Annotated in this window: 14 protein-coding genes; 5 read left to right on the forward strand and 9 right to left on the reverse strand. The window is 42.4% G+C overall.

The window, feature by feature from the left end; translation table 11 throughout:
- Window positions 1–282: 282 nt before the first annotated feature.
- A complete protein-coding gene (gene yfkAB, locus M1E09_RS18495) occupies window positions 283–1410 on the reverse strand; it encodes a radical SAM/CxCxxxxC motif protein YfkAB (protein WP_456272290.1) in 1128 nt (375 codons plus the stop codon).
- Between the two features lie 371 nt (window positions 1411–1781).
- Between yfkAB and M1E09_RS18500 the strand changes: the two genes are divergently transcribed.
- Both M1E09_RS18500 and M1E09_RS18505 read left to right on the forward strand, forming a co-directional pair.
- Complete coding sequence (locus M1E09_RS18500; RefSeq protein WP_456272291.1) at window positions 1782–2282, forward strand: phosphatase PAP2 family protein; 501 nt, start codon at window positions 1782–1784, stop codon at window positions 2280–2282.
- Between the two features lie 97 nt (window positions 2283–2379).
- On the forward strand, window positions 2380–2886 hold the full coding sequence (locus M1E09_RS18505; RefSeq protein WP_456272292.1) for a CBO0543 family protein: 507 nt from the start codon (window positions 2380–2382) through the stop codon (window positions 2884–2886).
- A 610-nt stretch (window positions 2887–3496) separates the two neighbouring features.
- Here M1E09_RS18505 and M1E09_RS18510 read toward each other — a convergent pair.
- Window positions 3497–4630, reverse strand: a complete 1134-nt coding sequence (locus M1E09_RS18510; protein ID WP_456272293.1) for a zinc-dependent alcohol dehydrogenase — start codon at window positions 4628–4630, stop codon at window positions 3497–3499.
- Window positions 4631–5939: 1309 nt separating this feature from the next.
- Between M1E09_RS18510 and M1E09_RS18515 the strand changes: the two genes are divergently transcribed.
- Window positions 5940–6461: a DoxX family protein gene (locus tag M1E09_RS18515; protein WP_456272294.1), complete on the forward strand. Its 522-nt coding sequence runs from the start codon at window positions 5940–5942 to the stop codon at window positions 6459–6461.
- Window positions 6462–6578: 117 nt separating this feature from the next.
- Here M1E09_RS18515 and rpmG read toward each other — a convergent pair whose 3' ends face one another.
- The 5 genes from rpmG to M1E09_RS18540 all read right to left on the reverse strand — a co-directional run bounded on the left by rpmG (window position 6579) and on the right by M1E09_RS18540 (window position 9079).
- The gene (gene rpmG, locus M1E09_RS18520) at window positions 6579–6728 is read right to left on the reverse strand and encodes a 50S ribosomal protein L33 (protein ID WP_016203575.1); all 150 of its coding nucleotides are present in this window, start codon (window positions 6726–6728) and stop codon (window positions 6579–6581) included.
- Window positions 6729–6916: 188 nt separating this feature from the next.
- Window positions 6917–7186: a 30S ribosomal protein S14 gene (gene rpsN / locus M1E09_RS18525; RefSeq protein WP_456272295.1), complete on the reverse strand. Its 270-nt coding sequence runs from the start codon at window positions 7184–7186 to the stop codon at window positions 6917–6919.
- A 53-nt stretch (window positions 7187–7239) separates the two neighbouring features.
- The gene (locus M1E09_RS18530) at window positions 7240–7596 is read right to left on the reverse strand and encodes a hypothetical protein (RefSeq protein WP_456272296.1); all 357 of its coding nucleotides are present in this window, start codon (window positions 7594–7596) and stop codon (window positions 7240–7242) included.
- Between the two features lie 25 nt (window positions 7597–7621).
- Window positions 7622–7876, reverse strand: a complete 255-nt coding sequence (locus M1E09_RS18535) for a type B 50S ribosomal protein L31 (protein ID WP_456272297.1) — start codon at window positions 7874–7876, stop codon at window positions 7622–7624.
- A gap of 174 nt (window positions 7877–8050) precedes the next feature.
- Window positions 8051–9079: a DUF2332 domain-containing protein gene (locus tag M1E09_RS18540; RefSeq protein WP_456272298.1), complete on the reverse strand. Its 1029-nt coding sequence runs from the start codon at window positions 9077–9079 to the stop codon at window positions 8051–8053.
- Between the two features lie 134 nt (window positions 9080–9213).
- Between M1E09_RS18540 and M1E09_RS18545 the strand changes: the two genes are divergently transcribed.
- Together M1E09_RS18545 and M1E09_RS18550 are read left to right on the forward strand one after the other, a co-directional pair.
- Window positions 9214–10194 (forward strand): DUF4003 family protein, encoded by a 981-nt coding sequence (locus M1E09_RS18545; protein ID WP_456272299.1) that lies wholly within the window; start codon window positions 9214–9216, stop codon window positions 10192–10194.
- Window positions 10195–10196: 2 nt separating this feature from the next.
- Entirely contained in the window at window positions 10197–10337 is a 141-nt protein-coding gene (locus tag M1E09_RS18550; RefSeq protein ID WP_456272300.1) for a hypothetical protein, read from the forward strand.
- Between the two features lie 777 nt (window positions 10338–11114).
- Here M1E09_RS18550 and M1E09_RS18555 read toward each other — a convergent pair.
- Together M1E09_RS18555 and M1E09_RS18560 are read right to left on the reverse strand one after the other, a co-directional pair.
- Window positions 11115–11516, reverse strand: coding sequence for a DUF4181 domain-containing protein (locus tag M1E09_RS18555; protein WP_456272301.1), 402 nt, complete (start codon window positions 11514–11516; stop codon window positions 11115–11117).
- Window positions 11516–12919, reverse strand: a complete 1404-nt coding sequence (locus tag M1E09_RS18560) for a YcdB/YcdC domain-containing protein (RefSeq protein WP_456272302.1) — start codon at window positions 12917–12919, stop codon at window positions 11516–11518. Before M1E09_RS18560 ends, M1E09_RS18555 begins: the two co-directional genes overlap by 1 nt.
- Window positions 12920–13016: the final 97 nt, after the last annotated feature.

Raw genomic sequence — 13016 nt, forward strand, 5'->3', positions numbered from 1 at the left:
CCTTTAAAGACAGTTAGGTTTCGGAATTGAAATCTAGGGGTCCATAGAAGGCCTTTAAAGACAGTTAGTTTTCGAAATTGAAATCTAGGGGTCCATAGAAGGCCTTTAGAGACAATTAGTTTTCGGAATTGAAATCTAGGGGTCCATAGAAGGCCTTTAAAGACAGTTAGTTTTCGGAATTGGAGTTTAACTGTCCTTAGAGGGCTTGTAAAGACAGTTAGTTTTTGGAATTGAAAAATAACTGTCTCTAGGGTGTATTCGACATATTCCGAGGCGTGCCTGTCACCGCCCGATTTTTGTTTGTCTTCTTTGAAAATCAACATCCTCATAGTATGTGTTCTTCACAAGTACATTAGGGCCTAGGCATTTGACCGCAGGACAATGGCAGCTCAATGACTGCGCTGTTTTGGTCTGGTTCCACTTATCGTAGGCATCAATCAGCGATGTAGTCTGGATATTCCCTAAACCAGGTTCATCTCCGAAATCTGTAACAATGATGTCGCCGCTGAAGATATTGACATTCAAGCGTGAGCGCCCATCGGGATCATTTCTGACTGTCACGTTCTTTTCATTTAAAAGGCGTTGATATAATTCAAGCTCTTCTCCAGAGGAACTGCACGGATAGAACGGCAGCGTTCCAAAAAGCATCCAAATATCCTCGTTACGGTGGTCGAGAAGCCTCTTAATCGCTACCCGAACTTCTTCAAGATCAAGCGTCTCCAGATCTTTAGCAAAATCAACAGGATACATTGGATGGACTTCATGCCTCGTGCAGCCCATCTCGATGATATGGTCATGGATTTTTTCCAAATACGGAAATGTCCTGCCGTTCAGCATCGTTTCCGCGGATACCATGACACCTTCGCTGGAAAGCCGCTTCGAGTTAGCAACCATGCGATGAAAATAATTGGCACGCTGATCCTCCGTAGGCTTCCGCTCCATCCTCGCAAAACCGGTCTCGGCAAACTCTTCCACCGTTCCCCAGTTATGTGAGATATGCAAAACATCCAGATAAGGAACAATCGGTTCATACCTCTCATAAGGAAGAGTCAAATTAGAATTGATCTGTGTTTTTACTCCTCGCGAATGAGCATACTTCAAGAGCGGGAGTACATGATTCTCTACCGATTTCCTGGACATCATCGGCTCTCCGCCTGTGATGCTGATTGTCCTCAAGTGAGGAACTTCATCCAGTCTTGCCAGGATCAAGTCCATCGGCAGTGCTTCCGGATCTTTATTTTGCAAAGTATAGCCAACAGCACAATGATTACAGCGCATGTTGCACAACGTAGTGGTTGTGAATTCAATGCTGGATAATGTCATTTTCCCGTGCTCTTCCATATCCCTGTATGCTTCCCAAGGATCGTTGGCAGGTGAAAGAGGTTCTGATTCCTTTATATGTAAAACCATCTATGTATCTTCCTTTCACTATATAACTGGTTAACTACTATTCATACCTATGAAATACTACGGTATTCTATCACTTTTGACAACTGGCCTTTTTATATAAATGAAAAAGGCCGTTTCCTGTTCAAACGGCCCGTCGTCTAAGTCAATGTTAATTCAGCGGTAATTTGTTTTCTTTTTCCGATAATTTTTCCCTTTTTTAAAAAATACCTTTTTGGACAAGAATGTATCTCTGCTATTTCCCCCCACCGATCATTCGACAAAAACCGGAGCGTGCCAGTCACTTTATAATAATTCCTTAAATGTTTAGCCCTTTTTGGGGCAGAGTAGTTCTATGAATATCAATTTGAGTAAGTACGAAAGGATGAGCATGTATGGATGATAAAATCTTCTGGGCCGTCAACTCGTTTTCCAAGCGCTCTTCATTACTGAACCATTTGATGATTTTTATTTCAAACAAGGCCAGATATGTGTATCTATTTATTCTTTTGCTTCTGTTGTTTAAAAACAGGAGAACTGTTATAGACGCTTTGGTTTCCAGTGGTGCTTCGCTGGTTGTCAGTAGCATCATCAAGCTGTTCTTCTTCAGGCCGCGCCCTTTTGTAAAGAACAGGGTCGGCATATTGATTCCCTCTAAGCGAAATTCCAGTTTTCCAAGCAAGCATACACTTCTAGTTTTTGCAGTTTCAACTGCCGTTCACCTTCGCCATAAGGTTCTAGGAAAGGTGCTTTCCTGGCTTTCACTCCTGACAGGAATATCCCGAATTTGGACAGGACTCCATTATCCTTCTGATATTTTCGGAAGTGCTGCGATTGGTTCCGGAATCAGCTGCCTCACTCATACCTTTTTGAAATACAGCCGGCAGGAAGATTAGAAGCCGGCTGTATTGATTGCGATATGCTTGTTTTTACATATATTTCTTTTTTTGGTGCAAGCTACTTGTATACAAAAAAATGATTACAGGTGAATCTATGCATATCATATTAAGTGTCCTTCTGCTGTTATTTGCTTACATTAAAGGCAACTGGCGTGAGTGGGATAAGTACCATTTGACCATTTTTTATGTGATTATCTGCAACCTTCTATATAATCATCTTTGCCGGAACAAAATGCTCTGGGAATACCAGCCTGATTTTTATCCCAAGTCACATATCATTGTGGATATCTTGTATTCATTTATTAATCTCCCTGCCCTCACACTGCTTTTTCTCACCTTTTATCCGTTTTCCGGGTCTGGTAAGAAAAAACTCAAGTTCATATTAATTTGGGTGGGTGCTTCTATGCTGGTGGAGTATCCTTTTTATAAATACGGCCGGCTTCAACTGCAAAACGGCTATGAATACTGGATGGATGCCTTCTTCTATATCGCCATGTATGGAAGTATCCGCCTGCATTTCACCCGTCCCTTCCTGACCTATTTTGCATCTGTGCTGATTATCATTTTTATGATGTGGGCATTTAAGATTCCGGTTAAGTGACTGGCACGCACTGGTCTAACACAGATTCACTCTTTTTTGAAAAGGCTCTATTCGCAATGATTGTGGCTGTATAAAAGTGATGGCTTTCCGCTCCAGGCGCACGACTCCGCGGGGCGGGCGTTGAGCCTCCTCGGCTTTGCCTGCGGGGTTACGTTCCAGTGGGTACGTAACCTTGGTCTCACCTGTCCCGCTAGTCCCGCAGGAGGTCGCACGCCTTCCGCTCCAATCCTCCTACGTTATAGGGTAGAGGGTAAAATAGCATTAAAAGCAACAATCTTTTAGAAAAGAGCCTTTGAAAAAACGGTAAAAACTCATATATCTAAAATTTGGCTCATAAAAATTGGAATTACACTCATAAATGCAATTTCATGCTCATATATGCTCGATTTCGCTCAAATATTTGATATCACGCTCATAAATGTGTTTACAGCTCATTTGTTATCTCAAAAGTATTAATTTCTGCTGCTTTCTTACAATTTTTTTATCCCTTCTGATTGGTTAGAACCGTTATTTTGTCCATTTAAAATCCCTGATTGCCTCGATTATGTCGAATAAAAACAGCACTCGCCAATAGATTTATAGGGCAAGTGCTTTTTTTTATTGGAAAAGCCTATGGCTTTAAGACAACTTTTACACATTCATCTTCATGGTCATTAAATATTTTATAGGCATCTGCTGCTTTTTCCAGCGGCATGATGTGGGAGATGATTTCAGTCGGGTTCAGTTCGGCTGATGTGATCTTTTCAAACAACTCAGGCATATAATGGACGACCGGGGCCTGTCCCATTTTCAGCGTTACGTTTCGTTCGAAAAAGTTACCAAGCGGGAACATATTGTACATCATGCCGTAAACACCTGTCAGCTGTACTGTACCGAATTTGCGGACAGCATCTTTTGCGATATTAATCGCACTTAATGTACCGCCTTGAAGTTTCAATTTCTGCTCCACTTTTTCAACCGCATTTTTTTCACCATCCATGCCGACACAGTCAATGACGATGTCAGCTCCGCCTTCCGTTATCTCTTTCAAGTGCTGCCCCATTTCCTTGAATTCATCGAAATTAAAGATTTCCACGTTATTGTTTTGCTTCGCTTTATTAAGGCGATATGGAAGGTTATCGACTGCAATGACACGTTTTGCGCCTTTCATCCAGGCAAACTTCTGTGCCATCAATCCGATCGGTCCGCAGCCCAGCACGATGACAGTATCTCCGGGTTTCATGCCTGAGTGTTCAACGCTCCAGTATGCTGTCGGCAAAACATCAGACATGAACAGCAGCGCTTCGTCTGCCAGGTCGCATGTTTCCGGGACCTTGAATGGCATGGTATTTCCGTACGGCACGCGCAAGTATTCCGCCTGGCCGCCGGGGTGATTTCCATACTGTTCGGTATAACCAAAATAGCCGCCAGTATCTTTATGCGGGTTGGAATTATCGCATTGGCTTTCCATATTATTTTCACAATAAAAGCAGTGCCCGCATGAAACATTGAACGGAAGGACGACTCTGTCACCCTTCTTTACCTTTGTGACATCAGGCCCAGTTTCCTCCACAATCCCCATTGGCTCGTGTCCAATTATATACCCGGGGCGCAACGGCAAATTTCCTTGATACAAGTGGAGATCAGAACCGCAAATCGCGGTAGAAGTAATCTTGACGATGATATCATCACGCTGCTGAATTTTCGGATCCTCGACTTCCTTCACCTGAATATCCTTCGAACCCTGATACGTAACAGCTTTCATACTCAGCCTCCTAATAGTGGAATACAAAACATATACCCGGTTTTCGGGATTGTACTCGGGTTCTTGGGTATGGTTGGTGTATGTTCGTGACAGGGACGCCTCGGATTTTGTCGAAAATAACGTCATCGGATCCAAGCAGCCTCTCTTGATCACGCAGGGGTGACTGGCTTTCATGGGAATAAAGAGTTTTTTTGCCATCTATAATGTTATTCATCAAATCAGATGGTATTTAAAGGCGTTTTATTTACCAGCTGACTCTTCTTTTTTTCACTCAGATGGCTCTTAAAGTTGCTTTATTTACCAGCTGACTCTTCTCCCTTCCATTCAGATGGCTCTTAAAGACGCTTTATTCACCAGCTGACTCTTCTCCCTTCCACTCAGATGGCTCTTAAAGTTGCTTTATTTACCAGCTGACTCTTCTCCCTTCCATTCAGATGGCTCTTAAAGACGCTTTATTCACCAGCTGACTCTTCTCCCTTCCACTCAGATGGCTCTTAAAGTTGCTTTATTCACCAGCTGACTCTTCTCCCTTCCACTCAGATGGCTCTTAAAGGCGCTTTATTTACCAGCTGACTCTTCTCCCTTCCACTCAGATGGCTCTTAAAGGCGCTTTATTTACCAGCTGACTCTTCTACCTTCCACTCAGATGGCTCTTAAAGTTGCTTTATTCACCAGCTGACTCTTCTCCCTTCCATTCAGATGCTCTTAAAGGCGTTTTATTTACCAGCTGACTCTTCTCCCTTCCATTCAGATGCTCTTAAAGGCGTTTTATTTACCAGCTGACTCTTCTCCCTTCCACTCAGATGGCTCTTAAAGACGCTTTATTTACCAGCTGACTCTTCTACCTTCCATTCAGATGGCTCTTAAAGACACTTTATTTACCAGCTGACTCTTCTTTTTTCCACTCAGATGGCTCTTAAAGGCGTTTTATTCACCAGCTGACTCTTCTCCCTTCCACTCAGATGGCTCTTAAAGGCGCTTTATTTACCAGCTGACTCTTCCACCTTCCATTCAGATGGCTCTTAAAGGCGTTTTATTCACCAGCTGACTCTTCCACCTTCCATTCAGATGGCTCTTAAGAAATTCATCTGCTATTCACACCGAAAAATACTTTGTGAAAGAATTGTGAAAAGCGTTGCCAAATGGATAGGACGGGAGTATATTATAAGTGTGGAGAGTAAGTGAAACATTTCACAAAGCCAAAACAATAAACCGTACTCTCTTCAGAAATTCAGAAGCTGGCCGGCTTTATCTCAATTTTTTTACAATCATATGTGAAATACCTCACAATACTAAGGAGATGTTTATAATGAGATGGTGGAAAACTCCTCAAGCTGCTACTGTTTGGACAATACTAAGAATTTGGCTCGGTATCCAGTGGCTTGAAGCCGGCTGGCACAAGGTAACTGATGGATTTGATACAACAGGATTCTTACATGGGGCAATCGCTAAAGCAACTGGAGATCATCCGGCGGTTCAAGGATGGTACGCAGGCTTCCTTGAAAATGTCGCTCTCCCAAACGCTGAAATTTTCAATTTCCTGATTCCTTGGGGTGAAGTACTTGTTGGACTTGGACTTATCTTAGGCGCTGCCACAATCCCAGCTTTACTAGCAGGTGCTTTCATGAACTTGAACTTCCTGCTCGCAGGAACTGTAAGCACGAACCCTATTTTATACACAGCAGCAATCATCCTCCTGTTCGCTGGAGGCGGAGCTTACTACTTTGGCCTTGACAGATTTGCGATTCCTTTCATCAAAGATGCAATTGCCAATAGAAAAGCACGCGGAGGAAATGACGAGGTTGAACGTAAACACGCAGTGCTTCACTGATGGTGACAGGGACTACCCGAAATATCCGGAAATATGTCGAATTTATAAAACGAAAACACCTCCTGAAAAATGGAGGTGTTTTCGTTTTATCAATGGGGTGCCGCTGAAACCCCCTTCCTACTTTGTTTCTCTATGCAAAGTACGTTTTTTAAGACGTGGACAGTATTTCATCAATTCTATCCGGTCGGGATTGTTTCGTTTATTCTTTGTTGTAATATAATTTCGATCTCCTGTCTCTGTACATGCCAATGTGATTTTCACTCTCATCTTCTTTTCCTCCTGATCGTCATTTTGAATGTCTTGTTCCCTTAAGAAGCGGGAAGTTTAACTTCTAATAAGCTCCATTCGCCTTTCATTTCCTCTTCTCTCAGCAGGCAATAATCCAGACTCTCCTCAACCGCCTGCCAGTCCATCCCTGTTCATACATACTCATTTAGCTAGCAACGTTACAAAGATCACCAGCTGGATTTTTTCACTCCGGGAACCTGGCCTTTATGTGCCAATTCTCTGAATGCAATCCTCGACATTTTGAATTTGCGCAGATATCCGCGCGGCCTTCCTGTCACATCGCATCGGTTTTTCAACCGGGTCGGAGAAGAATCACGCGGCAGTTTTTTCAGCGCTTCATAATCACCTTTCTCCTTCAGCTCTCTTCTCAGTTCTGCATAGCGTTCAACCATTGCTTGCCGTTTTCTCTCTTTAACTACTTTAGATTTCTTAGCCATTACCCTACCTCCTTTTTTATTCGTAATCATTACGATTTATGATTTAAAAATTTTTAAATCATAAATAGAAATTTCATTACGGATGCGCCATCACTTCTAGATGTTCTCTGTAAATGTTCTGTACAGTCAAACCACTGTGCCCTGGCGCTCTGAATGTTCAGCTTGTCATCGATTTCTTCTTCAATTTCCCGCATCAGCGCCATCAGCTGGGCAAAAGTGAGGTTGAACTTGCTTGCAGCCTGTCTGTGCGGCGAATGCTTGACGAGCAGCGACATGAATTGCTCAGAAGTATGAGATTTGGAAGCAAGCTCTTCCTCAAGTCCAACTACATATTGATACACTTCTTTCTTAAAAGGGGACAAGTTGGCAACAATATCTCTTGCCAGGATCTCCATCAAGTGTTCGTTCATCCCTTACACCCCTGATTGAAAAATTTTATTTCGGACGTTCCATATTGTACTTTTTCAAGAAACGGTCTGCACGTCCTCCACGGTCGGCGAACTTCTGTACTCCAGTGTAAAACGGATGTGTGTCCGAGCTGACTTCCACTTTAATCAGAGGATAGGTTTTCCCATCTTCCCACTCAATCGTTTCGGATGAACCCATTGTTGAACTGGTTAAGAATTTGAATCCGCTGTTTGTATCCATGAATACGACTTTTTCATATTTTGGGTGAATGCCTTGTTTCATAATGAACTACCTCCTGTTTTCACTAAAACGTAATTGTTACGATTTAACCTTATGCAGATATTAAAACAGATATTCCCGGATAATGCAACTATAGTATCCAATTAATACTGCAAAAAAAAAACAGCTTCCCTTATAGAAGCTGCTGGGTATTCGACAAAAACCGGGTCGTGCCTGTCACACAAGATTCCATTCAAACCATTTTCCATGGCCCTCTGTTCGTCCAATTGTATTTTTGGATTCTTCTCCCCCGAAATAATAATCCAGGTGAAGGTCCCTGTCGGTGATGTTGTTATAGATATGGAATACATCCCTTTCCTGTCCGATTCTCTTAATCTCTTCCAACAGTTTCTCCTTTCCTTCACGCGGAATCTGGTTGGCTACATGAGTGTGAAAGACACATAGCACAGAGTCAGCCGGTATATTTTTGGAAAGTTGAGGGAGCATCTCTATACCGTCACCTTCTATAAATTCAATGGAGGCGGCTTTCACATGTTCTGCTGCTTTTTCGAATAATTTTCTTCTATCCTGGTGTTCCGGCCAAATCAATGCGTTCAGCCATAGATAATCCTCCTCATCCGCCAAATCATTTATATGCAAATCCAGCCCAATCCTATGAGAAACAGGCGGTGAATCATCGAGGAAGTCTGGCACATTCCTGCCTTTTATAGAGGCAGATATTTTTACATCTGATGCTTGATTGCCATAGCTTTTGCCTGTTCCATAAGAGTAGGAATACTGATCCCATAGCAGCTGCAGCCCGGCACTCGTCCCGATTTCGATCATTGCCAGCGGCTTATTGGTTTTGTTAAAAATATGGCTGAATACTGGATATAAATAAGCACACCTTCTGACCTCATTCGTCTGCACGAGTTTCGTCTTCAGCAGCTTGATAATTTCTTCCCTGTGGATCCGGCTGAAATTTTTAAAAGCGGAAAATGCTTCTTCAGGACTTTTAGGAGAACCGGCGATGCTTGGATAGTAGTCTTTCAAAGGATGGTCCTTCCCTTTCAGCAGCAAATAGTGGACGGCACCGAATAACAGATTGGGCACCGGCTGGCCCTCTCCTGCATTCGCACTCAACTCCAGGATCTCGTCATCATTGGCAATTTCCAAAGATAATCGTTCATATAAATCACTTGATCCCTTGCATTCATTGTCCGCAAATCGCTTGAATGTTTCCGAAAGCATAGCAGTATTCTTCAATGGGAATCCTCCATTTCAGTCTAAAAATTCTTACTATTATTCTATCATGATTTCTTTTTGCAGATAAAAAGAAACTTTATTCCTATCTGAGCGTAAATACTACTAACAGATAATCAGGAAGGGTGTGCTTTTTAATGAATGAGGTACAGAACAAAGTGGAGCGGTACAAGGAGATTTATTCAGAACTAAAGAACAATCTGCGCTGGAAAGTTTCTGATTCAAGAATCCTGATGATGGCAGCCTCGCTTTATGTGACCAGCAGACGTGAGTTTTCAATGAACCGATTCCAAGACCTCAGTGACTTCATTAAAAGTGAAGTCGGCATGTTTTCAACACTTAAAGGACAGACCCGCTTTACAATTGCTGCAATGCTCGATACCCGATTTGAAAATCCCAAGGACCACTTCACCGGCTTTCTTGATACCTATGAAAAGGTCATCGCAGAAGGCTTCAGCAGAGGCATCTTCAGTTATATTGCAGCCATGGTCCTGCATTCTCATGAAGGAAATAAACAGGAGCTTGCCGCTCTTTCCAAAACAGTATACAAAAAAATGAGGGAAGAACATTTCTTTCTCACCGGCCAGAGCGATTACCCGCTGGCAGTCCTGCTTGCGCAAAGAAATCAAAATATCGACGAGCTCATTGCCTATGTGGAAGGTTTCTATAACAAACTCGACCAGGCAGGCTTGCGGAAAGGAAATGACCTGCAGAGCATGAGCCACATTCTTTCGCTTCAGGAAGTGGCGAATCAGGACGAATTGATTTCCCGGTGCACCGGACTGTACGATACATTAAAAAGTCATGGCATCAGGCCGAAAGCAATGTTTTATCCCCAAATTGCTCTGCTTTCTTTCATGTCAGACAGTAAGGCGCAGCTTCCCGAGGTAAAAGAAATACAGGAAACTCTCAATAAAGAGAAATTATTCAAATGGCACAAGGATATCAATTTCATGATGGCGGTCACTTTTTTCATCAGTGATAAAATTGAACACTCCTCAGTGCTGGAAACAAGCCTGTACACAACCATCGAGGCCCTTATCCAAGCACAGCAGGCAGCCTCCATAGCGGCCATTTCCAGTGCGGCAGTTGCAGCCAATACAGCTGATGGGGGCTGAGTATGGATTCACTTGAAATAGTGGCCGCTTGGCAGAAGAAGCCGACAAAAACAAAAGGTATGACCATCCATAAGGGCGGTTATACCTTTTTTTGCGTTGGCTTAGAGAGTCTCCAACTAAAGGCTGAATTAAAAACATCCTAACGAATGTTAATTCCAAACCAGTTTCTGACTACAATGATTGTAGAAAGGAGAGATTAGATGAAACGCAAAACGAAGAACAAACCGCAAATGAACCATGAATCCGAAGTAAGACGCCTGCAGGACAGTATCACGGACCGCAGGGCAAGCTTGTATAATCTGATTTTCTAAAAGGAGGGATATATCATGTTAGCCATCATCAAGGTGTTCATCGAAAAAAATGACAGCCCGGAAGTGAAAAAGCTTAAGGATGACATCATTGACCGCCGCGCCAGCCTGCACAATAAATATTACTAACAAAATCTTAAAATGAACTTTACATTATCAGCGTTTATTACAACCATCCTGGTGATATATAATGACCCGGAGGCTTAAAACAAAGGAGGAATTGAATATGTTAGCGATTATTAAAATCTTCACTTCAAAGCAGAATGATCCCGAAGTCAAGAAGCTGAAAGATGACATCATCGACCGCCGTGCCAATCTGCATAACAAGTACTTTTAATCAAAAAAACTCATTGGGAGGTATTCAACATGTTAGCGATTCTCAAGATCTTTTCCGGTAAGCATAACGACCCTGAAGTCAAAAAACTGAAAGATGACATCATCGACCGCCGTGCAGGTTTGCATAACTGGTACTTTTAATGGTCAGCACAGAAAATTACTCACCAGTATCAGAGGAGTTACACCTATTTAACGGCACAAAAAAATAAGTGTCCGTAATTCCAGGGAAGTGAAAATTACGGACACTTATAAAAATTCTCTCATCATAAATCCTTCTTAGCTTATCTCCAATATCTTCAAGATCGATACAAATAACAGGAAGAAAATGAATGACATTAAAGAAATGAACGTCAGTATATGTTCTTTAGAGCTCCTTGCATACTTCCATTCCATGAAGAAACGAAACCCGAACACGATAATGAAGAATAACAGAAAGTATGCCCCTGAATCCACAATATCCTTTTTTATAAGCCCAAAAAATATGGCTCCTGTAATCATGATAAGGAGCAGCGATGTTTCCCCAATTCTATGCATCAAATTGACTAGTTTGTACATCCCTTTTGTCTGTTTAATTTTATATTTCTTTCTCATCTTTTTGTCCATGACGATGTTCACAATCAAAACGATCAAACCAAAGATAGTCGTTAACACCCATTCTGTGATATGAATTCCTCCCATTACTTTATTGCATTTTCAATCAATTCACCCGTTACCGCCTCGACAAACGAAAGGGCGCCGTTCAGCCTTGGAAATGCCGGATTATATGTAATAGTATAATATGATTCCTGGTTCTCTTCAGATTGTTTAACCCATTTAACCTCTATCTCCAGTTCCCGAACAATCTTCTTCATTGCCTCCCCTTCGGAAATCTCAGCAATTGAAGGAACCCGATTAAGTTCTTGCAGATCGAGGTCAGGACTTGAAAAGTGTGAAATCAGCCCTGTAGTCCGGTTGACACCAATACCTGCAAAACCGAAGTGAACAGGAAGGTCGTTGAGGAAGAGATGATAGTTGAAATGATATCGTCCACTTTCCCCGTCATGTTCTTCTAAGGCAAGTTTGAAGTAGTGCCGGGCATCAGGAAATAACTTAAACAACAGTTGAGTCGCAATATCCCTGCATTCATCATGGGATAATTGATGCGGTCCCTTTTCTTCAACAAATGAAAAGAAGCCCTTTAGCTTGTTCGTCTCCTTATCCACAGTCATTTTCAACGTTTCATCGTTTCGTTTATGCAGGTAATCATCAAATGTCTTGGATTCCGTCACTTCCCCTTCATATCCTCTTCTTCTCCAGACAATCCCCATTGTATCGCCCATATCTGTTTCACGGATTTTTTCGAACTGATTTTCATCAAACCCAAGCAGTTGATGAAGGGTTTTATCATCAGTATGCGGAGGATTCAGTGACTGGAGCTGTGCCGGTTCCTCCTCTTCTTCCCGCAATTCCAGTTCTCCCGTTTCAGGATTGAAAAAAATAGTCCAATTTGGCTCATAAACTAAATGAGGCAGCCCGTCACCATTGAGATAAAGATCCCTGCTTAAATCGGCAATGATCAGTTGCAATTTCAATCCTTTTAAGAATTCGGCCTTAATTTCCGCTTTATCGATAAACTTCACAGGCTCGTGAACATCTTTTGCTAGACCATAATAACGATAGCCGGTGACTTCCCCGCTAATCAGGATATCAAGATAAAATCCTGTGAAAGGAAGCGGCATCTCGAGGTGATACTGCGTATATTCCATCCGGTACTTACCGTTTCTGAGCGCTCTCCACTCAATTAACCGGAAGGATTCAATTTGGTCGGGCATGTTTTCTTTAGCAAAACTTAAAGCCCTGCTTTTCAATTCTTCGGGTTCCAGAACAGGTTGCTTACTGCTAAGACATCCATCCCTGGCCAAACTTCTTAACATTCCATCTGCGGTGAGTTCCAGCCAGACGCCAATAGTATCCTCATCCCGAAGCTTCCAGGAAAAAACGGCGGTCTGTGTTTCTTCATTATAATCCTCGATTTCAAGTTCGAATTCGCTGGTGATCTCACCGATATGTATTGCCTTTTCTTTCAGTTCGCATAATAGCAAAGCGGACACCCCTTTATTACAGTATACAAAAAAACGAGTGTAAAACCGACATGGTTTTACACTCGCTCTGATTCGACAAATTCCGGGTCGTGCCTGT

It is taken from the genome of Bacillus sp. AK031, from assembly GCF_053903065.1.

Excerpts from the sequence above, each read along its gene's own strand:
- rpsN (WP_456272295.1), bottom strand. The coding sequence starts at position 7,186 with ATGGCTAAGAAATCTAAAGTAGTTAAAGAGAGAAAACGGCAAGCAATG.
- yfkAB (WP_456272290.1), bottom strand. The coding sequence starts at position 1,410 with ATGGTTTTACATATAAAGGAATCAGAACCTCTTTCACCTGCCAACGAT.
- M1E09_RS18510 (WP_456272293.1), bottom strand. The coding sequence starts at position 4,630 with ATGAAAGCTGTTACGTATCAGGGTTCGAAGGATATTCAGGTGAAGGAA.
- M1E09_RS18555 (WP_456272301.1), bottom strand. The coding sequence starts at position 11,516 with ATGGGAGGAATTCATATCACAGAATGGGTGTTAACGACTATCTTTGGT.
- M1E09_RS18550 (WP_456272300.1), top strand. The coding sequence starts at position 10,197 with ATGGATTCACTTGAAATAGTGGCCGCTTGGCAGAAGAAGCCGACAAAA.
- M1E09_RS18545 (WP_456272299.1), top strand. The coding sequence starts at position 9,214 with ATGAATGAGGTACAGAACAAAGTGGAGCGGTACAAGGAGATTTATTCA.
- M1E09_RS18500 (WP_456272291.1), top strand. The coding sequence starts at position 1,782 with ATGGATGATAAAATCTTCTGGGCCGTCAACTCGTTTTCCAAGCGCTCT.
- rpmG (WP_016203575.1), bottom strand. The coding sequence starts at position 6,728 with ATGAGAGTGAAAATCACATTGGCATGTACAGAGACAGGAGATCGAAAT.
- M1E09_RS18530 (WP_456272296.1), bottom strand. The coding sequence starts at position 7,596 with ATGAACGAACACTTGATGGAGATCCTGGCAAGAGATATTGTTGCCAAC.
- M1E09_RS18505 (WP_456272292.1), top strand. The coding sequence starts at position 2,380 with ATGCATATCATATTAAGTGTCCTTCTGCTGTTATTTGCTTACATTAAA.
- M1E09_RS18535 (WP_456272297.1), bottom strand. The coding sequence starts at position 7,876 with ATGAAACAAGGCATTCACCCAAAATATGAAAAAGTCGTATTCATGGAT.
- M1E09_RS18515 (WP_456272294.1), top strand. The coding sequence starts at position 5,940 with ATGAGATGGTGGAAAACTCCTCAAGCTGCTACTGTTTGGACAATACTA.